Source organism: Rhizobium leguminosarum (assembly GCF_001679785.1).
Classification (GTDB): domain Bacteria; phylum Pseudomonadota; class Alphaproteobacteria; order Rhizobiales; family Rhizobiaceae; genus Rhizobium; species Rhizobium leguminosarum_R.
The window spans coordinates 212351-232250 of sequence record NZ_CP016291.1 but is presented as its reverse complement, the minus strand read 5'-3'; the positions used below and the strand labels follow the sequence as shown (position 1 = coordinate 232250).

Here is a 19900-nt window from a genome sequence, read left to right as displayed (position 1 = left end):
AGATCCTCCTTCCGGTCTTCGGGGCGTCAACTGTCGCGCGGGACGAAAGTTCCCCTGACAAGCGGAAGATTAGAAGCCCCTTACGCGACGGCGCCTGGAGCAATCTTCAGCAATCCGGCGGCGCTCTCAGCTTTCCGGAAACAGTCAAGTTCGTGCAGAGGAACCGGTTTGGAGAAGAAGTAGCCTTGGAGGTCGGTGCAGCCGAGGGCGGCCAGAAAATCGCGTTGATATTCGGTTTCGACCCCTTCAGCCGTCGTCGAAATACCGAGATTGCGGCTGAGCGCGACGATGGCGCCGATGATTGCCGCCCCGTTGGCTTTGGTGCCGAGCTGTGAGACGAACGAACGATCGATCTTGATGCGGTCGATATCAAAACGGACTAGGTGGCTGAGGCATGAAAAGCCGGTTCCGAAATCATCGAGCGAAACCTGAACACCCCGGCTGCGCAGCGACTTCAGCACCGTATAAACGTCCGAATTATCCTCGATGAGCGAGGACTCGGTAAGCTCGAGCTCGAGCCGGGACGGCTGCAGGCCGCTCTCCTCAAGCACGGCGAATACTTCCTCGGCGAAATTTGGCCTTCTCAACTGGGCAGGCGACACGTTGACCGCAACAAACGTGTCTTCAGGCCATTTGCAGGCGGCTCTGCAGGCTTCGCGCAAGACCCAGAAACCAAGAGCGTCGATGAGGCCACCCTCCTCGGCGACGGGGATGAAGCTGGCAGGCGTCAACAGTCCGCGCTGACTATGACGCCAACGCACCAGTGCCTCTGCGCCCGACGCGGCGCATCCTGCCTCGGCGCGATGGACCGTTTGGTAGTAGACCTCGAGCGACCCGTAGTCCGGCCTGCTCGCAATCAGATCGGATTGTGGACCGTCAGCGGACGAGGCCGCGCTTTTGGCCAAAACGTCCCGCAATTCGTTCTTGAGAATGTCGCGCGCATTCCTGCCGCCGTCCATGGACGGTGAATAGAGACGCCACTGGCCTCTCCCGCCCATCTTTGCCTCGTACAGCGCGACGTCGGCATAGCGCATGATGTCATCGGCATTCCGCCCGGCATCCGGCACGACGGTCACGCCGATCGAGCCGCCGACGCGCGCGACCGCTTCGCCCCTCAAAAGCGGGAAGGGCTTGCCAAGTTCGGCAACGATCGCTTCGCATATTGCCGGCAAAACGTGATCATGATCTTTGATGTCGCGGAGAAGCAGGGCGAATTCGTCCCCTCCGAGCCGGGCCAGCGTGTCGCCCGGACGAAGCAGGGAGCGGATCCGCTCCGCAGCCATCCTGATGAGTTCATCGCCGGCGGCATGGCCGAACGTGTCGTTCACGGCTTTGAAGCGGTCGAGGTCGAGAAGTGCGACTGCCGAGCGCTCGGTAGAATTCTGAGTCTCGGCCAAGCATTCGTCGAACCTCATGGCGAACAAGGCGCGGTTGGGAAGATCGGTCAGCACATCATGCAAGGCAAGCTGCCGTGCATGCAGCTCGCTTCTCCTCAACTCGCCGAGACTGCTTCGCAGGCGCACCAGCAAGACCGAGAACAGGATCGCGATCACCAAGGCGGCAATCGAAAGCGCCGGCATTAATCGGCCGATCACCCTCGAACCTGGAAGATCGGGCCGCCATACGATGAAGCCGATCGGTTCACCGTTTGCAGTGGCGTCGATCTGGAACGCAACCTCGTTTTCGTCTGCATCGGCCGTGCGCGCGAAGCGCGCGCCGTTGAGGCCCTGTTCCCGGCTCAATTCGTCCAGCGCCGCACCATCGATAAACCGCACGACGATCAGGAATTGCCGCATCGGCTGCTGCTGCCTCTCAGTGGCCTCGTTGATGGCGACGACGCCGACGATGGTCGGCCGACCTTCCAGCCGCATCAGATTGGCCAGCGCCCGGTTAGAGCGAACCGCACTCGCAAGGCGGCTTTCCAAGGAGGACGGCGTTCGTTCGCTGGAAGCCCTGGCCTGTCTCACGCCAAGGCGGGCATCCTGAAGGAGAGGCAAAAACAGGGGCTTCATCCAGCGATAACGCTTTTCTGTTTGGGCGTCCGCCAGCATGAGCAGTTGCGCCTTCTCGTCGACGACAAAGGCCTGATCGTAGCCGAAGGCTGACATTGCGGTCTGGCTGATCGCACTCCCGGCCGCCGCCGTCAGAACCGCATCGAGGCTGGAGGAGGAACCTCCGGTCGACCGGGCGGCAGGATAAACACGTGTGAGGTAGCCGTTGCCGAACTGGCCGATAACATGGGCGACCTGATCGACCTGTTCGCGCAGGCGGGCATTCACAAGCTGGCGCTGTCGATCAAGGGCTGCAGCGTCACTCTCGGTTCCTGCCCAGAGCGCCGAAAGCACGACAAGTCCGATCGCTCCAAGCCCACTGACAGCAATAAGAAATAGAATTCTGCCTGAAGCGATCCAGGATTGCTGAAACGTGTTGGAGCTGGAAGGAAGAACGATGTGCAAGCGTAACCCCTGAACACCACGACGCGGGCGCATTCGTCGACGCTAACAAAGAAGCGTTCACGTAGAATTAAAGGCTGCGGTGCACTATGGGCGAGATTGACTACGCCCCAAGGAGCACCCGACGATGTTGCGCATACCCCTTCGGATTATACTGCGCGGAGCGCTGATGGCGGGCGGGATGGGTATCCTTGTGGCTGCGGCCTCGCCGCTCGAGGTGGCCGCGCAAGATCGCACGCCCATGAGAGTTGCCGTCGAAGGTGCGTTTCCGCCCTTCAACTACCTCGATGCCAACAACAAGCTTCAGGGATTCGACATCGATATCGCCAATGCCCTCTGCGAGGTCGGCAAGTTCGAATGCCAATTCATCATCGAGAAGTGGGACGACATAATTCCCAATCTCGTTGCCGATAAATACGACGCGATCATCTCATCCATGTCGATGAGCCTCGAGCGGCGTCAAAAGATTGCCTTCACGGAGAAATACTACAACAGCCCCTCCGTGTTCATCGCTCGGAAGGATTCGTCGATCAGCGATGTCAGCCCCGCTGGCCTCGGCGGCAAGATCCTCGGGGTGACGTCGTCGACGGCGCAGGAATCCTACGCTAACCATGTCTATCCGGAGATGAAAAAGAAGGTCTTCCGGTCTTCGCCTGAATTGTACAAGGGGTTGTCGGACGGCAGCGTCGATATCATCCTGGAGGACAAACTCGCCATCTACGACTGGATCGCCAACACCAAGGCGGGAACCTGTTGCGAGTTCAAAGGGCCGGATCTGGTCGACGTTATATACTTCGGCGAAGGTGCCGGGATCGCGCTCCGCCTGGATGACAAGGAGCGTCTGACGCGTCTTAACGAAGCGCTGAAGAGCATCAAGGCCGACGGGACTTACGATATGATCAACGCAAAATATTTCCCGTTCAGCATCCAGTAGTTCGCCATTCAAATTGTCATGTGACAAATGCGGGATGGCCGGCTTTCCGCCGGCCATCCCCATCGGCCGTAATCGCTATGCGGCTTTCGCCACCTCGCCGTGCGGATCGAGGACATATTTCGTCGCCGCTCCCTGGTCGAAGCTCTCATATCCATTGGCGGCATCGTCGAGCGGGATGACCTTGGCGTTGACGATATCGGCAATTGGCAGCCGGTCGTGGAGGATCGCCTGCATGAGCTGACGATTATATTTGATCACCGGAGTCTGGCCTGTGTGGAAGGACTGCGCCTTGGCCCATCCGAGGCCGAAACGGAGCGAAAGATTGCCGTGTTTGGCGGCGTTGTCGACGGCGCCCGGATCCTCGGTAACGTAGAGGCCGGGAATACCGATCGAACCTGCGGCACGGGTAATCTCCATCATCTGATTGAGCACGATTGCCGGCTGTTCGCCGCCCGAGTGGCCGCGTGCCTCGAAGCCGACCGCATCGATGGCGCTGTCCACTTCGTTGGTGCCGACGACCTGCGCGATCATGTCGCCAAGACGGTCGCTCTTCGACAGGTCGATCGGTTCGAAACCAACCTTTGCCGCATGCGCCAGGCGGTCCTTGTTGAAATCACCGATCATCACGACTGCAGCGCCGAGAATGCGAGCCGAAGCCGCAGCCGCAAGGCCGACCGGGCCGGCGCCGGCGACATAGACGGTCGAGCCGACCCCAACGCCTGCACGCACCGCGCCATGGAAGCCGGTGGGCAGAATGTCGGAGAGCATGGTGAGATCGCGGATCTTCGCCATTGCCTTGTCCCGATCGGGGATTTTCAGCAGGTTGAAATCTGCATAGGGTATGGTGACGTAGCGTGCCTGTCCGCCGATCCAGCCGCCCATGTCGACATAACCGTAAGCACCGCCGGCGCGGGCCGGGTTTACCGTCAGGCAGACACCGGTATCCTGAGACTTGCAGCAGCGGCAACGGCCGCAGGCGACATTGAAAGGCACCGAGACGATATCGCCGATGTCGAGCATCTCGACGTCGATGCCTTTCTCGATGATCTCGCCGGTGATTTCATGACCGAGGACCAGGCCCGGCATCGCCGTCGTGCGGCCGCGGACCATATGCTGATCGGAGCCGCAGATATTGGTCGAGATCACCTTCAGGATGACGCCGTGTTCGATGCGGCGGCCGTCGGGCGCTTCCAGCTTCGGATCGTCGATGTCGCGGACTTCGACCTTGCCCGGCCGGAGATAAACGACGCCTCTATTTTTGCTCATGGATTCCTCCCACTTGTTTGAATGCCTCGATCTGCAACCGATGCAGTCGATGGCAACCTTCCCTCCGGCCTGCCTCCTCCGCAGCCCGGTGTCCACAACACGAGGATACCGCCGCATCGGGCGATATTCGATTTTGCAAAAGGGACAGATTGGATAGAAAAGAGGCGTGAACGCCGGGTTTTTCGCCTGTCGTTCCGCTCGTGATCGCCCGCCGAATCTATCGATTTGCTGTGCCAAGAGCTGGTTCCGGCTCCAGAATCTCCTTTCGATCCATCTCGATATCTTTCCGGATGTCTATCCGGCGATTTCTTTGAGGATTTCAGTTCTTCTACCGCTGCAGGGCAGCGCCGACGTCCGGCCGGCTTCCCATGGTCCATTTCGCCAATTTGCGAGATAGCGCCTTGAACACCACAAACAAACCATGCCTGACGGAAAACAGCGATCAAAAAAACGACATGGGCGCAACTCAAAGACGACAGTCGGTGAAGTCGCAATAGATCGCTGCGCAGGGGAAATAATTGATCCCGCGAATACGGCGGTTTTCCGGATCCTCCGGGAGATTTGATTGCCGTCTGCCTTGAGGACGGAGTTTACGCGCGATGCGGTCGCCGGCTGCGGCTGACGTCGATTGCCGTATGCCAGAACACGGCGCCGAGGATGATCGCGCCGCCGAAAAAGGTGGCGATGGGCGGCTGCTCGGAAAACAGCAGCCAGACCCAGAATGGTGTGAGGACGATCTCCATCGTGCCGATCAGCGCGGCTTCTGCCGGCCGCATCCGTTTCGCGCCGGCAAGGAAGAGCACCAGCGCCAGCGAGAAATTGGTTGCGCCAAAGGCGGCAAGAACGATCCAGTTGTGCAGGTCGAGGGAACCGACCGAACCGAACGGGGCAAAGATGGCAAGCGTCAGAAAAGCGCTGACCACGGTCGGCGGCAGGCTCGGCACGTCGGGACTGATGCGCGGGATGATGATGACGAGCGCGAAGGAGATGGTCATGCCAAGCGCCAGCAAATCGCCCACACCGGTCCCGCCGCCGATCGACGAGGCGACGATGACTGCGACGCCGAGGAGCGAGATGCCGCCGGCAATCAACGTCCGCCTGGCAACCCTCTCCCTGAGGAGGAACCAGCCGAGCAACGCTGCGATGAAAGGCGCGGTCGCATAGATCATCGTCACATTGGCGACGGTGGTCATATAGAGCGCCCCGATGAAGCATACCTGACTGAAGGTCTGGCATGCGATCATGGCAAGACCGGACGGATGGAAGACGGATCGCCATTGCTGCCGTGACATGCCCCCTTCGAGGAAAAAGCAGGGGATCAGCAGAAACAGGCCGCCGAACAACGACCGCCAGGCGATCGCCGTCCATACGTCGGTCGTCAGGAGCCGCGAATAGACGCCGCTCGCGCTCCAGGCAAGCGTCGCAGCAATGATGAGAAGCACACCCTTCTCGTGCTCGCTGCCTGCGAGGCGTCTGGCCGGATTTTCAATTGTCACGCAGATATTCTCAAAGAAGGAAGTCGAACGCGGCTCCTTTTTGCACCAGGAATTGACATCGGACAAACGAATAGTAGAGATGACTACCATCGATTTTTTCTATGGCTATTCAGATGCACGAGCCGATTGAGAGTGACCTGCTGAGAACCTTCCTGGTCGTTGCCGAAACCTCCAATTTCTCCGCCGCCGCCCAGCGCATCGGGCGGACGCAGTCGGCCGTCAGCACCCAGATCAAGAGGCTCGAGCAGACGATCGGCGAAACGCTGTTCGAGCGCGGCGCCCGCGGCGTGCTGCTCACACGCCAGGGCATCCAGCTGGTGCCCTATGCCCGCAGGATCATCGACCTCTTGAACGAGGCGGCTGCGACGATCCGCAGCAAGCCGCTGGACGGACCGGTGCGCATCGGAATTCCGGAGGAATACAGCCAGACGGTGCTGCCGGCAGCCCTTGCGGCTTTCGCTGTGCGCCACCCGGCCGTCGAGGTCACCGTGTCCTGCGACTACACGGTCCGCAACCTGGCCGCCCTCGAGCGGGATGAGCTCGATCTGGCCGTCGTTTTCGACTGGAGCGATGAGACGAAAGGCGAGGTCATCTGCATTGATCCCACGGTCTGGGTCACATCGATGGTCCATCGGCTGCACGATATCGATCCCCTGCCGATTGCGATCTATCGCAATTCCACCTGGTGCCGCGATTTTGCGCTCCGGTCGCTGGAGCAGATCGGCCGCAACTACCGGATCGCCTTTATCGCCGATACCGGCTCGGGGTTGAAGAATGCCGTCATCGCCGGTCTTGCCGTCACCACGCTTTCCCGCAGCAACATCCCGCCCGGCTGCCGGGAGCTGACCGGCGAAGACGGTTTCCCGCCGGTCGATTCCTCCAAGGTCGTGCTCCGCCGGAGCACCTACCGTTCCAGCGAAGCCGTCCGGGAACTTGCTGAAATGATACGGGATGCGTTCCAGCCTATCCCAGCACCTGCGATGACGTGATGCGGCGGCGCAAGCGGCGGCGGGTCTCGGAAGGGCTTTCGGAAAAATTCGCCCGGTAACTTCTCGCAAAGGCTGAGGCCGAGTTGAAGCCGGTCGCCGCGGCGATGTCAGCGAAAGAGGCGGTCGTCTCGATCACCTTGCGGCGCGCCGCATTCAAGCGCAGCGCGAGATAATGCACATGCGGCGGTGCGCCGATGCTTTGCTGGAAGAGATCCTGCAGATGCCGGGCACTGATGCCCACCCGGCGGGCGAGCCGTGTCAGGACCAGAGGCTGCTCGATATGCTCCTCCATCAGCCGTACTGCCTGCGTCACGCGGGGATCGTGCATGCGCAGTCCGGCCGAGGCTGCGGAAAGAGGCTCATCGGCATGGAAGGACGGTTGCTCGTAACGGAATAGCCGGCTGACCTCGAGCGCCAGCGAATAGCCTTGCCGTTGCCGGATCACCTCCAGCATCAGGTCGACGGTCGGAAGCGAACCCGAGGTCGTCAGGCGCTTGCCGTCGATGACGAAACGATCCTTGACGGCCTGTACCTCAGGATAGGCCAGCGCAAAATCCTCATAGTCTTCCCAGTGGACGGTCGCCTGCAACCCGTCGAGCAGGCTGGCTTCGGCCAGCAGCCATGTGCCGGACTCGATGCCGGCAATCACCGTGCGATAGCGGGCAGCCTGGGAGAGCTGCATCTTCAGCGCCGGGGTCGCGCTGCGCCGCCAGTTGTAACTGGCCAGCACAAACAGAGGCGCATCCTCGGTCGTCGCCTTGAAAGCGCCCTGGGCGGGCACGGCAATATTGCTGGTGGTCAGGACCGGTGCTCCGTCCGGCGTGAGCAGCCGCCAGCGATAGAGTTCGCTGCCGGAAATGCGGTTGGCGCCGCGCAGCGGCTCGATGACCGAGGCGATCAGGATCAGGTTCGCATCCGGCAGGACGAGAACGTCGATATCGAGGCGTTCCGTCGATCGCTGCAGCAAGATCACCTCCCTTAAGTTCCGATAATGTATCAATTACTTCCGAGATTGCAACGCATCGCCGTCCATCCTGTCGCGTAATGCGGACAAGACGAGGGAGAACAAAAACATGCCTCTTGCGATGAACCGCGATGTTTTCATCACCTGTGCCGTCACCGGCGCCGGGGATACGGTTTCCAGATCCACCCACGTGCCGATCACTCCCAAGCAGATCGCCGATTCCGCCATCGACGCGGCAAAGGCCGGTGCTGCGGTCGTTCACTGCCATGTCCGCGACCCGGAAACGGGTGCTGCCAGCCGCCGAAACGACCTCTACAGGGAGGTCACCGACCGCATCCGCTCGGCCGATGTCGACGTCGTCCTCAATCTCACTGCCGGCATGGGCGGGGACCTGATCTTCGGGGATGTCGAAAAGCCCCTTCCCCTCAATCCAAAGGGAACGGATATGGCGGGCGCCACCGAGCGTGTCAGCCATGTCGCCGAATGCCTGCCTGAGATCTGTACGCTCGACTGCGGCACGATGAACTTCAACCTCGGCGATTATGTCATGACCAACACGCCGGCCATGCTGCGGGTGATGGCGAAGAAAATGACGGATCTCGGCGTGCGCCCCGAGATCGAAGCCTTCGACACCGGCCATCTCTGGTTTGCCAAGCAGCTTGCCGAGGAAGGCCTGATCGAAGACCCGGTGCTGATCCAGCTCTGCATGGGCATTCCATGGGGTGCGCCCGACGATCTCAACACCTTCATGGCGATGGTCAACAACGTGCCTCAGAGCTGGACTTTTTCGGCCTTTTCGATCGGCCGCAACGCCATGGCCTATCCGGCGGCAGCCGTTCTCGCCGGCGGCAACGTGCGCGTCGGCCTGGAGGACAACCTCTTTGTCGGCAAGGGCCAGCTCGCCACCAATGCTGAGCTCGTCGAAAAGGCCGTGCAGGTGGTCGAGGGCATGGGTGCGCGGATCATCGGCCCGGAAGACGTTCGCAGGAAACTCAAACTGACGAAGCGCTGAGGACGGCATGACTGGGATCAATAAGGCGGCTTGTATCGGCGGCGGCGTCATCGGCGGCGGATGGATCGCGCGGTTTCTGCTGGCCGGCATCGACGTTGATGTGTTCGATCCGCATCCGGAAGCGAGCCGCATCGTCGGCGAAGTGCTCGCCAATGCCGAAAAAGCCTATGCCATGCTGACCGGTGCACCTTTGCCGCCCCGCGGCAGGCTGACCTTCTGCACGACGCTCGCGGAAGCCGTCGCCGGCGCCGACTGGATTCAGGAAAGCGTGCCGGAAAGGCTCGACCTCAAGCGCGGCGTCCTGACTGAGATCGATGCTGTGGCGCGCCCGGACGCCCTGATCGGCTCTTCCACGTCAGGCCTGCTGCCGACCGATCTGCAGCGTGATATGACGCATCCCGAGCGCCTCTTCGTCGCCCATCCCTATAATCCCGTCTATCTGCTGCCGCTCGTCGAAATCGTTGGTGGCGAGAAGACCTCGGCGGCAACCATCCAGGCGGCGATCGAAAGACTGCTGCCGCTCGGCATGAAGGGCGTCCACATCGCCAAGGAGATCGAGGCTTTCGTCGGCGACCGGCTGCTCGAAGCGCTCTGGCGCGAGGCCTTGTGGTTGATCCACGACGAGATCTGCACCGTCGAGACGCTTGATGACGTCATCCGCTACTCCTTCGGCCTGCGCTGGGCGCAGATGGGCCTGTTCCAGACCTACCGCATCGCCGGTGGCGAGGCCGGCATGCGCCACTTCCTCGCCCAGTTCGGCCCCTGCCTTGCTTGGCCCTGGACCAAGCTCACCGATGTCGTCGATCTCGACGATGCGCTGATCGAAAAGATCGGCCGGCAATCCGACGAGCAGGCGGCCGGCCTGTCGATCCGCGAGCTCGAACGCATCCGCGACGAAAACCTCGTCGGCATCCTGCAGGCCCTCAAGGGCGGCGATGGCGGCAAGGGCTGGGGCGCCGGCAAGCTGCTGAAGGACTTCGAGCAATCGCTCTGGGCGCAAGGCGGCGGGACGACCGCGTCTTTCGACCCATCGAAGCCGCTGAGGCTCGTCGAGACGAAAGTCGGCCCCGCCTGGGTCGACTATAACGGCCATATGACCGAGCACCGCTACCTGCAGGTCTTCGGCGATACATCAGATGCGCTACTGCGCCTCATCGGCGTCGATCTCGCCTATGTCGAGGCGGGACACAGCTACTACACGGTGGAAACCCACATCCGCCATCTCGGCGAGGCGAAGCTCGGCCAGACGATCCATTCGACCAGCCAGATCCTAGATGTCGACGAGAAACGGCTGCACGTCTTCCACACACTTCACGACACGGCGACGGGCGAGGCTCTCGCAACCGCCGAGCACATGTTGCTACATGTCGACAGCAAGGCCGGCAAGGCCCTACCGGCGCCGGCTGATATCATCAACCACGCGAAGGCGATTGCTGGAGCCCACGCGAAGTTGGCAGCACCTGAAGGCGCCGGCCGTCACGTCGGCCAGAGGCGGTAGGAGGATCGGCATGCATTTCGGACTGAGCGAAGAACAGGAAATGATCGTCGAGACGGTCCGCGCCTTCGTCGAAACTGAAATCTATCCGCATGAAAACGGGGTCGAGCGCAGCGGCGCCGTCCCGCCGGAGCTCGGACGCGAGATCCAGCGCAAATGCATCGATCTCGGCTTCTACGCCTGCAATTTCCCGGAAGAGGTTGGCGGCGCCGGCCTCGACCATGTCACCTTCACGCTGGTCGAGCGGGAGCTCGGGCGCGGTTCCCTCGGGCTGACTGTTTTCTTCGGCCGGCCCTCGGGCATCCTGATGGCTTGCGAGGGCGAGCAGCGCGAGCGCTATCTCCTGCCCGCGGTGCGCGGCGAGAAGATCGATGCGCTCGCCATCACCGAGCCGGACGCCGGTTCCGATGTGCGCGGCATGAAATGCGCCGCCCGCCAGGACGGCGGCGACTTCGTGCTGAACGGCACGAAACATTTCATCTCCCATGCCGACGTCGCCGACTTCGTCATCGTCTTTGCCGCAACGGGCGAGGAGGAAACGTCGAAAGGCATCAAGAAGAAGATCACCGCCTTCCTGGTGGATCGCGGCACGCCGGGCTTTGAAATCCTCAGGGGCTACGATTCCGTGTCGCATCGCGGCTACCATAATAGCACCCTCAGCTTCACGGATTGCCGGATTCCCAAATCCCAAGTGCTGGGCGAGGTGCATCGCGGCTTCGATATCGCCAATCAATGGCTCCACGGCACGCGGTTGACCGTAGCCGCCACCTGCGTCGGCCGGGCACGGCGCGTCTTCGACATGACGCTGCCCTATGCCGCCGAGCGCAAGCAGTTCGGCAAGCCGATCGGCGCCAATCAGGGCGTGTCGTTCAAGCTCGCCGATATGATTACCGAGATCGACGCTGCCGATTGGCTGACGCTCGCCGCCGCCTGGCGGCTCGATGCCGGGCTCTCCGCAGACCGGCAGATCGCCTCGGCCAAACTCTACTCATCCGAAATGCTGGCCCGGGTCACCGACGAGGCGATCCAGATCTTCGGCGGCATGGGCCTGATGGACGACCTGCCGCTCGCCCGCTTCTGGCGCGATGCGCGTGTGGAGCGCATCTGGGACGGCACCTCCGAAATCCAGCGGCATATCATCAGCCGCGATCTGCTTCGACCTTTGGGAGCGTGAGCCGATGACATCTAGCCCGCTCGACCGCCTGCTCAGACCGCAAACGATCGCCGTCTTCGGCGGCCGCGAGGCGCGCAGGGTGATCGAGCAGTGCGACCGCCTGGGATTTGCCGGCGAGATCTGGCCTGTCCATCCGAAGCTCGACGAGGTGCTCGGGCGGCCTTGCTATCGCTCCGTCTCCGATCTGCCTTCGGCGCCGGACGCCGCCTTCGTCGGCGTCAACAGGACGCTGACCGTCGAAATCGTCCGCAGCCTTTCCGAGGCCGGTGCCGGCGGCGCGGTCTGTTATGCATCGGGCTTCAGCGAGGCGACGGGTGAACTCGGCGACGGCGCCGAGCTGCAGCAGGCCCTTTTGCAGGCTGCTGGCGACATGCCGATCCTCGGGCCGAATTGCTACGGCTTCATCAACGGTCTCGACGGTGCGTTGCTCTGGCCTGACCAGCATGGTATGCAGCGCATCGAACGCGGCGTTGCGATCCTCACGCAGTCTTCGAATATCGCCATCAACCTGACCATGCAGACCCGCGGCCTGCCGATCGCCTATGTGGTCACGGCCGGCAATCAGGCGCGGACATCGCTTGCCGATGTCGCCTGCTCACTGATCGGCGATCCGCGCGTCACGGCGCTCGGCCTTCATGTCGAAGGCTTCGGAGATCTGTCGTCACTCGAACGCCTGGCCGCCCTTGCCCGGCGGTCGAGAAAGCCGGTCGTCGTGCTGAAGGTCGGTCGGTCGGAGCAGGCAAAACGCGCGGCGGTGTCGCACACCGCCTCGCTCGCCGGCGGCGATGCCGTCGCGGACGCAGTGCTTGCCCGCCTCGGCATCGGCCGTGTCCGGACCTTGCCGGCGCTCTTGGAAACCCTGAAGCTGCTGCATGTCGCCGGTCCGCTCACAAGCCATTCGATCTCGTCGATGAGCTGTTCCGGTGGCGAAGCCTCGCTGATGGCGGATGCTGTCGTCGGTCGCAACGTGGAATTCCCTGCACTGCAGCCGCAACAATTGCCACGGCTGCGGCGCGTTCTGGGCGAGATGGTGACGCTGTCCAATCCGCTTGATTACCACACCTTCGTCTGGGGCGATCTCGCACGCCAGACCGAAGCCTTTAGCGCCATGTTCGATGGCGGCTACGCGCTCAATCTCGTCGTCCTCGACTTTCCGCGCGGTGACCGCTGCGATGCGTCCGAATGGGCGATGACGGCAGACGCGGTCATTGCGGCTGCCGCCGCGACCAGTGCGCTGGCTGGCCTTCTGGCGACCCTTCCGGAAAACATGCCGGAGCCTATCGCCGAGCGGCTGATGGCAAACGGCATCATTGCCTTCTGCGGTATCGACGAAGCCATCACAGCTGCGGAAGTCGCCGCCGGCATCGGCCAGGCGTGGGATCGTCCGCCTCCCCTGCCGCTGCTTGACGTGTCTGCTATGGACGGCGAAATCGAGACGCTGACGGAGGCCGATGCGAAGGCTGAGCTTGCTGCCTTCGGCCTTCCGGTTCCGCAAGGGCTATTGGCCTCCTCTCCCGGTCAAGCGGCCGAGCAGGCCGAGCGGCTCGGTTTTCCCGTCGTGCTGAAAGCGCTCGGCATTGCCCACAAGACCGAGGCCAGGGCCGTCGCGCTCAACCTGGAGGATGTTGAAGCCGTGTCGAATGCGGCAGCGGCCATGCCGCCAAACGCCGGTTTTCTGGTCGAGAAGATGATCTATATGCCGGTCGCCGAGCTCATTGTCGGCGCCATCCGCGACCCCGTCTTCGGATTGTCGCTCACCTTGGGGGCGGGCGGGATCTTCGTTGAATTGCTTGAGGATTCCGTCATCCTGCCTCTTCCGGCGACGAAAACTCAGATTCACGCGGCGATTTCACGTCTCAAGCTTGCGAAATTGATCTATGGCTATCGTGGTCGGCCGAGAGGCGATCTCGAGGCCGCTGTCGGCGCTGTCTCAGCAGCGGCAGATTATGTCGTAAAGAACGCGGCATGCATGGAGGAACTGGACATTAATCCATTGATGGTTCTTCCCGAAGGGCATGGCGTTATTGCAGTCGATGCTCTGATACGGCGGAGGAGGTAGCATAGGTTGAGCGACCACATTCGCACACGACATGACGGCGGAGTACTCGAAGTCGTCATCGACCGGCCGAAGGCGAATGCCATCGACCTTGCGACCAGTCGCGCCCTGGGGTTGATCTTCCGAAATTTCCGCGACGACCCAACGCTGCGCGTCGCCATCGTCTCAGGCGCCGGCGAGAAGTTTTTCTGTGCCGGGTGGGATCTCAAGGCGGCGGCATCAGGCGATGCGGTCGACGGAGATTACGGCGTCGGCGGCTTCGGCGGGCTGCAGGAACTGCGCGACCTCAACAAGCCGGTCATTTGTGCGGTGAACGGTATCTGTTGCGGCGGCGGTCTGGAGATCGCGCTGTCGACCGACCTGATCATTGCCGCCGAGCATGCGAGTTTCGCCCTGCCGGAAATCCGCTCGGGCACGGTTGCCGATGCGGCCTCGATCAAGCTGCCGAAACGCATCCCCTACCACATCGCCATGGACATGCTTTTGACCGGACGCTGGCTCGACGTTCACGAGGCGCATCGCTGGGGTTTCGTCAACGAGATCCTACCGGCCGACCGGCTGATGGAAAGAGCCTGGGAGCTTGCCCGGCTGCTCGAGAGCGGGCCGCCGCTCGTCTATGCGGCGATCAAGGAAATCGTCCGCGAAGCGGAGGGTTCGACGTTCCAGACTGCCATGAACAAGATCACCAAGCGGCAGTTTGCGACGGTCGACAGGCTCTATTCGAGCGAGGACCAATTGGAAGGCGCACGGGCGTTTGCCGAGAAGCGAAGCCCCATTTGGAAAGGACAATAACGAGGCGGCAGCAACCGCACTGTTTTCCCGCATGATGCGGGCACCGGAGGTGGAGAGGAAACCGCCTGCGGACCTGCCCGGAAGTTCTGTCAACGCACCATAAAGAAGGAACTGGGGAATGAACGACTACACCAAATATCTCGCAAGCCGTGTCACCGCCGGCGGGCTCAGCCGCCGCGAATTCATGGGACGCGCCATGGCGGCCGGCATCACACTTGCCGTCGCCGACAAGCTCTTCACCGAAAGTGCCGAAGCCGCTGAACCGAAGCGCGGCGGCCACCTGAAGCTCGGCCTCGAAGGCGGTGCAGCCACCGATTCGAAGGATCCGGCAAAGTTTCTGTCGCAGGTCATGTTCTGCATCGGCCGCTGCTGGGGCGACATGCTGGTCGAGTCCGATCCACTGACGGGTGCGGCCGTGCCCTCGCTTGCCGAATCCTGGGAGCCGTCGAAGGACGCTGTTACCTGGACCTTCAAGATCCGCAAGGGCGTCAAGTTCCACGATGGCAAGGAACTGACGATCGACGACGTCGTTGCGACGCTGAAGCGTCATACCGACGCGAAGTCGGAGTCCGGCGCGCTCGGTGTTCTCGGCTCGATCAAGGAGATCAAGGCCGACGGCGGCAATCTCGTACTGACGCTCAGCGAAGGCAATGCCGACATGCCGTTGCTGCTGTCGGACTACCACCTGGTCATCCAGCCGAACGGCGGCGTCGACGATCCTCTCGCCTCGATCGGCACCGGCCCATACAAGATGACGAGCTTTGAGCCCGGCGTCCGCGCCACCTTCGAAAAGAACAAGGACGACTGGCGCACCGACCGCGGCTATGTGGATTCGATCGAAATCATCGGCATGAACGACGCTACCGCCCGCATCGCGGCCCTGTCGTCCGGCCAGGTGCACTATATCAACCGCGTCGACCCGAAGACCGTCAATCTGCTGAAGCGCGCCCCGAACGTCGAGATCCTCTCGACCGCCGGCCGCGGCCACTACGTCTTCATCATGCATTGCGACAAGGCGCCGTTCGACAACAACGACCTGCGCCTCGCCCTCAAATACGCCATGGACCGCGAGACCATGGTGGAGAAGATTCTCGGCGGTTACGGCAAGGTCGGCAACGACTTCCCGATCAACAGCACTTATGCGCTGTTTCCCGAGGGCATCGAGCAGCGTGTTTACGATCCTGACAAGGCCGCGTTCCACTACAAGAAGTCGGGCCATAGCGGTTCGGTGCTTCTGCGCACCTCCGAAGTCGCCTTCCCCGGCGGTGTCGATGCAGCCGTCCTCTACCAGGAAAGCTGCAAGAAGGCCGGCATCGAGATCGAGGTCAAGCGCGAACCGGGCGACGGCTACTGGACCAACGTCTGGAACGTCCAACCCTTCTCGACCTCCTACTGGGGTGGCCGTCCGACCCAGGACCAGATGTATTCCACCGCCTATCTCTCGACGGCGGACTGGAACGACACCAAGTTCAAGCGTCCTGACTTCGACAAGCTGTTGCTGGAGGCCCGCTCCGAACTTGATGAAGCCAAGCGCAAGGACATGTATCGCAACATGGCGATGACGGTGCGCGACGAAGGTGGGGTCATCCTGCCGATGTTCAACGATTTCGTGAACGCCTCCACCAAGCAGGTGAAGGGTTATGTCCACGACATCGGCAACGACATGTCGAACGGTTACGTCGCGACCCGCGTCTGGCTGGACGCCTGAGGGCATGGGGGCGTTTGCCCCTCCGATCTCCAACGAAGCCTGGACCGGGGGATGAAAACCCGCGGTCCTCCCGACGTTTTAGCGCGAGGTCCTCGCCATGACCAATCCTGCCCCAAGCAATATCTTGCCCGGCCTCGGGTTTCGGCAGCGTTTTCCGCTGCTTGCCCTTATCCTCGAGCGCTTCTTGCTCAGTATCGTCCTGCTCTTTGCCGTTTCCATCGTGATCTTCGGCGGCCTTGAAGCCCTGCCCGGCGATTTTGCCACCACCTATCTCGGCCAGTCGGCGACACCGCAGGCCGTCGCCAATATTCGAGAGGATCTCGGGCTGAATCGTCCAATCACGACGCGCTACGTCGAGTGGCTCGGCAACGCCGTCCAGGGTGACTTCGGCACCTCCTGGGCCAGCAAGAATTCGGTGAGCGAACAGATCGGCAAGCGCCTTGGCAATTCGCTCTTCCTGGCGGGTTTCGCGGCCGTGATATCGGTGCCGCTCGCCGTTGGGCTCGGCATGCTGTCGGTGCATTTCCGCAACCGCCTGCCGGATAAGATCATCAACGTCATCTCGCTTGCGGCGATCTCGCTGCCGGAATTCTTCGTCGGCTACCTGCTGATCCTGTTCTTCGCGGTCAAGTTCGGCGTGGCCACCTTTCCGGCGACGGTCTATGACAGCATGGGTTTCGTCGAGCGGTTGAAGGCAATCGCGCTGCCGACGGCGACCCTCGTGCTCGTCGTACTCGCGCATATGATGCGCATGACGCGCGCAGCAATCCTCTCCGTCATGTCGTCGGCCTATATGGAGACCGCAGAGCTGAAGGGACTCAGCGCCTTCCGGTCGATCGTCAAGCATGCCGCCCCCAATGCGCTCGCGCCGATCATCAACGTCATCGCATTGACGCTTGCCTATCTCGTGGTCGGTGTCGTCGTTGTCGAAGTGGTCTTCGTCTATCCCGGCATGGGGCAGTACATGGTCGATGCGGTCACCGTGCGCGACATGCCCGTCGTGCAAGCCTGCGGCCTGATCTTCGCGGCTGTCTACATCTTCCTCAACATGACGGCCGATATTCTCGCGATTATCGCCAATCCCAGGCTGAGGCATCCAAGATGAGATTGAGAGACATCCCCATCACCGCCTGGATCGGCATGGCCGGTATCGCCATCGCCTTCATCTTCGCAATCTTCGCACCATGGATCGCTCCTTATGGCGAGACGCAGGTCGTCGGCGACGTCTGGCAGATGCCGGATGATCAATATATCTTCGGCCTCGACAATCTCGGCCGCGACATCTTCTCGCGGCTGATCTACGGCGCACGCACGACGCTGGTGGTCGCTTCCGCCGCCACCGTCATCTCCTTCTCGCTCGGCATCATCCTGAGCTTCACCGCCGCCGTCTCGCGCGGCGTGGTCGACACCGTCCTCTCACGCTTCAACGATCTGATGATGTCGATCCCGACGCTGATCTTCGCGCTCGTGGTTCTTGCGGTGCTGCCGCAGAATATCGTCGTGCTGATCCTTGTCATGGCGATCCTCGATTCCACCCGCGTCTACCGTCTCGGCCGCGCCGTGGCGCTCGATGTCGCGGTGATGGAATTCGTCGAGGCTGCGACGCTGCGCGGCGAAGGCAAGCTCTGGATCATCTTCCGCGAAATCCTGCCGAACACGCTGTCGCCGCTGCTTGCCGAATTCGGCTTGCGCTTCGCCTTCTCGATCCTGTTCCTCTCGACGCTTTCCTTCCTCGGCCTCGGCATTCAGCCGCCCGCGGCCGATTGGGGCGGCATGGTCAAGGACAACAAGGACGGCATCATCTTCGGTATCTCGGCAGCGCTGGTGCCGGGCACCGCGATCGCGACACTTGCCGTCTGCGTCAATCTCGTCGTCGACTGGCTCCTGAAACGCACATCCAGCCTCAAGGGAGGGCGCGGCGATGCCTGAGCTTCTTTCCGTTCGCAATCTGAAGATCGAAGCGACCAGCTATCCGCCGGGCGAACCGCCCAGGCGGGTGACGATCGTCGACGGCGTTTCCTTCGACCTGCAGAAGGGTAAGGTTCTCGGCCTCATCGGGGAATCGGGCGCCGGCAAGTCGACGATCGGCCTTTCCGCGCTTGCCTATGGCCGGGGCGGCGCCGAAATCACCGGCGGCGAGGTGCGGCTCGACGGCACCGATATCCTGGCGCTCGGCAAGAACGGCATCCGTAAAATTCGCGGCGCCCGGGTCTGCTATGTCGCGCAGTCGGCGGCGGCCGCCTTCAATCCGGCGCACAGGCTCGGCGATCAGGTGATCGAAGCGTCGGTCAAGCATGGTTTGATGAGCAAAGACGAGGCGCGCAAACGGGCGCTTTATCTGTTCGGGGTTCTCGGCCTGCCCAATCCCGAAACCTTCGGCGAGCGCTTTCCCCACCAGGTCTCCGGCGGCCAGCTGCAGCGCGCGATGACGGCGATGGCGCTCTGCTCCAACCCCGAACTCATCGTCTTCGACGAGCCGACGACAGCGCTTGATGTCACCACGCAGATCGACGTGCTGGCGGCGATCAAGCATGCCATCGAGGAAACGCACACGGCCGCCCTCTACATCACCCATGACCTTGCCGTCGTCGCCCAGATTTCGGACGACATCATGGTCCTGCGTTATGGCAAGCAGGTAGAATATGGCAGTGTCCAGCAGATCATCGAGGCGCCGCGGGAGGACTATACCCGCGCTCTCGTCAATGTCAGGCAGGCCTACCGCGAGGAAGCCGCCGACCAGTCCACGGCACTTCTTAAGGTCGAAAATGTCAGCGCCGAATATTCCAACGGCTTCAAAGTGCTGCACGATGTCACGCTGCACGTGCCGAAGGGGCAGACGCTCGCGGTCGTCGGCGAATCCGGTTCCGGCAAATCGACCCTGGCGCGCGTCATTACCGGCCTGTTGCCGCCGAGCAGCGGGCGCATCGTCTTTGACGGCAAGCCGCTGATGCCGGGTCTGAAGAGCCGGCCGAACGACGATCTGAGGCGAATCCAGCTGATCTACCAGATGGCCGATACGGCGATGAACCCGCGCCAGACGGTCCGCGACATCATCGGCCGCCCGCTGACCTTCTATTATGGTCTGAGAGGTGCCGAGAAAACTGCGCGGGTGAAGGAACTGCTCGATCAGATCGAGATGGGCAAGGGCTTCGTCGATCGCTACCCGGCCGAACTCTCCGGCGGGCAGAAGCAGCGCGTGGCGATCGCGCGAGCGCTTGCCGCCAAGCCGGAACTCATCCTCTGCGACGAGCCGACCTCGGCGCTCGATCCGCTGGTGGCGGAGGGTATCCTCAAGCTGCTGCTGCGCTTGCAAGAAGAAGAGCAGCTGTCCTACGTCTTCATTACCCACGACATCGCAATCGTCCGGGCGATCGCCGACAGCGTGGCGGTGATGCATCGCGGCCAGCTGGTGCGGTTCGGTCCGAAATCGACGGCGCTGTCGCCGCCGTTTGACGATTACACCGATCTGCTGTTGAAATCCGTGCCGGAAATGGAAATCGGCTGGCTGGAACGGGTGCTTGCCACGCGCCGCATGGAGAGCGCCGGTAACTGACCTGACGG

General features: G+C 62.0%; 15 protein-coding genes and 1 riboswitch. Of the genes, 11 read left to right on the top strand and 4 right to left on the bottom strand.

The features are described from left to right. Window positions 1-80: 80 nt before the first annotated feature. The gene (locus BA011_RS38155; protein WP_065284639.1) at window positions 81-2489 is read right to left on the bottom strand and encodes a putative bifunctional diguanylate cyclase/phosphodiesterase; all 2409 of its coding nucleotides are present in this window, start codon (window positions 2487-2489) and stop codon (window positions 81-83) included. 91 nt (window positions 2490-2580) lie between these two features. Between BA011_RS38155 and BA011_RS38150 the strand changes: the two genes are divergently transcribed. Continuing rightward, complete coding sequence (locus BA011_RS38150; protein WP_065284638.1) at window positions 2581-3387, top strand: transporter substrate-binding domain-containing protein; 807 nt, start codon at window positions 2581-2583, stop codon at window positions 3385-3387. 75 nt (window positions 3388-3462) lie between these two features. Here the strand turns inward: BA011_RS38150 and fdhA are convergent, their stop codons facing one another. Next, a complete protein-coding gene (gene fdhA, locus BA011_RS38145) occupies window positions 3463-4653 on the bottom strand; it encodes a formaldehyde dehydrogenase, glutathione-independent (RefSeq protein ID WP_020047878.1) in 1191 nt (396 codons plus the stop codon). 219 nt (window positions 4654-4872) lie between these two features. Further along, a riboswitch (cobalamin riboswitch) is annotated at window positions 4873-5072 on the bottom strand. Window positions 5073-5243: 171 nt separating this feature from the next. Further along, entirely contained in the window at window positions 5244-6149 is a 906-nt protein-coding gene (locus BA011_RS38140; RefSeq protein ID WP_065284672.1) for a DMT family transporter, read from the bottom strand. Window positions 6150-6262: 113 nt separating this feature from the next. On the opposite strand from BA011_RS38140, the gene BA011_RS38135 reads away from it, so the two are divergent. Beyond that, window positions 6263-7138, top strand: coding sequence for a LysR substrate-binding domain-containing protein (locus tag BA011_RS38135; RefSeq protein ID WP_065284637.1), 876 nt, complete (start codon window positions 6263-6265; stop codon window positions 7136-7138). Here the strand turns inward: BA011_RS38135 and BA011_RS38130 are convergent. Beyond that, window positions 7113-8111, bottom strand: coding sequence for a GlxA family transcriptional regulator (locus BA011_RS38130; RefSeq protein ID WP_065284636.1), 999 nt, complete (start codon window positions 8109-8111; stop codon window positions 7113-7115). The genes BA011_RS38135 and BA011_RS38130 overlap by 26 nt on opposite strands. A gap of 100 nt (window positions 8112-8211) precedes the next feature. Between BA011_RS38130 and BA011_RS38125 the strand changes: the two genes are divergently transcribed. The 9 genes from BA011_RS38125 (at window position 8212) to BA011_RS38085 (ending at window position 19892) form a co-directional block, all read left to right on the top strand. Further along, window positions 8212-9114, top strand: coding sequence for a 3-keto-5-aminohexanoate cleavage protein (locus BA011_RS38125; protein WP_065284635.1), 903 nt, complete (start codon window positions 8212-8214; stop codon window positions 9112-9114). A 7-nt stretch (window positions 9115-9121) separates the two neighbouring features. Next, window positions 9122-10612 (top strand): carnitine 3-dehydrogenase, encoded by a 1491-nt coding sequence (locus BA011_RS38120; RefSeq protein WP_065284634.1) that lies wholly within the window; start codon window positions 9122-9124, stop codon window positions 10610-10612. Window positions 10613-10622: 10 nt separating this feature from the next. Then, window positions 10623-11783, top strand: coding sequence for an acyl-CoA dehydrogenase family protein (locus BA011_RS38115; RefSeq protein ID WP_065284633.1), 1161 nt, complete (start codon window positions 10623-10625; stop codon window positions 11781-11783). Window positions 11784-11787: 4 nt separating this feature from the next. Then, window positions 11788-13842, top strand: a complete 2055-nt coding sequence (locus BA011_RS38110; protein WP_065284632.1) for an acetate--CoA ligase family protein — start codon at window positions 11788-11790, stop codon at window positions 13840-13842. Window positions 13843-13848: 6 nt separating this feature from the next. Further along, window positions 13849-14631, top strand: a complete 783-nt coding sequence (locus BA011_RS38105) for a carnitinyl-CoA dehydratase (protein ID WP_065284631.1) — start codon at window positions 13849-13851, stop codon at window positions 14629-14631. Window positions 14632-14749: 118 nt separating this feature from the next. Next, window positions 14750-16339 carry an ABC transporter substrate-binding protein gene (locus tag BA011_RS38100; protein ID WP_065284630.1) on the top strand — a complete coding sequence of 530 codons (1590 nt, stop codon included), beginning with the start codon at window positions 14750-14752 and terminating at the stop codon, window positions 16337-16339. 97 nt (window positions 16340-16436) lie between these two features. Continuing rightward, the gene (locus tag BA011_RS38095) at window positions 16437-17444 is read left to right on the top strand and encodes an ABC transporter permease (RefSeq protein WP_027668833.1); all 1008 of its coding nucleotides are present in this window, start codon (window positions 16437-16439) and stop codon (window positions 17442-17444) included. Continuing rightward, window positions 17441-18268 carry an ABC transporter permease gene (locus BA011_RS38090; protein ID WP_065284629.1) on the top strand — a complete coding sequence of 276 codons (828 nt, stop codon included), beginning with the start codon at window positions 17441-17443 and terminating at the stop codon, window positions 18266-18268. Before BA011_RS38095 ends, BA011_RS38090 begins: the two co-directional genes overlap by 4 nt. Beyond that, the gene (locus tag BA011_RS38085; protein WP_065284628.1) at window positions 18261-19892 is read left to right on the top strand and encodes an ABC transporter ATP-binding protein; all 1632 of its coding nucleotides are present in this window, start codon (window positions 18261-18263) and stop codon (window positions 19890-19892) included. The genes BA011_RS38090 and BA011_RS38085 overlap by 8 nt, the downstream gene beginning before the upstream one ends. Window positions 19893-19900: the final 8 nt, after the last annotated feature.

Coding starts and splice junctions, on each gene's coding strand:
- BA011_RS38085 (WP_065284628.1), top strand. CDS start 18,261: ATGCCTGAGCTTCTTTCCGTTCGCAATCTGAAGATCGAAGCGACCAGC.
- BA011_RS38120 (WP_065284634.1), top strand. CDS start 9,122: ATGACTGGGATCAATAAGGCGGCTTGTATCGGCGGCGGCGTCATCGGC.
- BA011_RS38155 (WP_065284639.1), bottom strand. CDS start 2,489: ATGCGCCCGCGTCGTGGTGTTCAGGGGTTACGCTTGCACATCGTTCTT.
- BA011_RS38150 (WP_065284638.1), top strand. CDS start 2,581: ATGTTGCGCATACCCCTTCGGATTATACTGCGCGGAGCGCTGATGGCG.
- BA011_RS38110 (WP_065284632.1), top strand. CDS start 11,788: ATGACATCTAGCCCGCTCGACCGCCTGCTCAGACCGCAAACGATCGCC.
- fdhA (WP_020047878.1), bottom strand. CDS start 4,653: ATGAGCAAAAATAGAGGCGTCGTTTATCTCCGGCCGGGCAAGGTCGAA.
- BA011_RS38125 (WP_065284635.1), top strand. CDS start 8,212: ATGCCTCTTGCGATGAACCGCGATGTTTTCATCACCTGTGCCGTCACC.
- BA011_RS38095 (WP_027668833.1), top strand. CDS start 16,437: ATGACCAATCCTGCCCCAAGCAATATCTTGCCCGGCCTCGGGTTTCGG.
- BA011_RS38135 (WP_065284637.1), top strand. CDS start 6,263: ATGCACGAGCCGATTGAGAGTGACCTGCTGAGAACCTTCCTGGTCGTT.
- BA011_RS38090 (WP_065284629.1), top strand. CDS start 17,441: ATGAGATTGAGAGACATCCCCATCACCGCCTGGATCGGCATGGCCGGT.
- BA011_RS38115 (WP_065284633.1), top strand. CDS start 10,623: ATGCATTTCGGACTGAGCGAAGAACAGGAAATGATCGTCGAGACGGTC.
- BA011_RS38100 (WP_065284630.1), top strand. CDS start 14,750: ATGAACGACTACACCAAATATCTCGCAAGCCGTGTCACCGCCGGCGGG.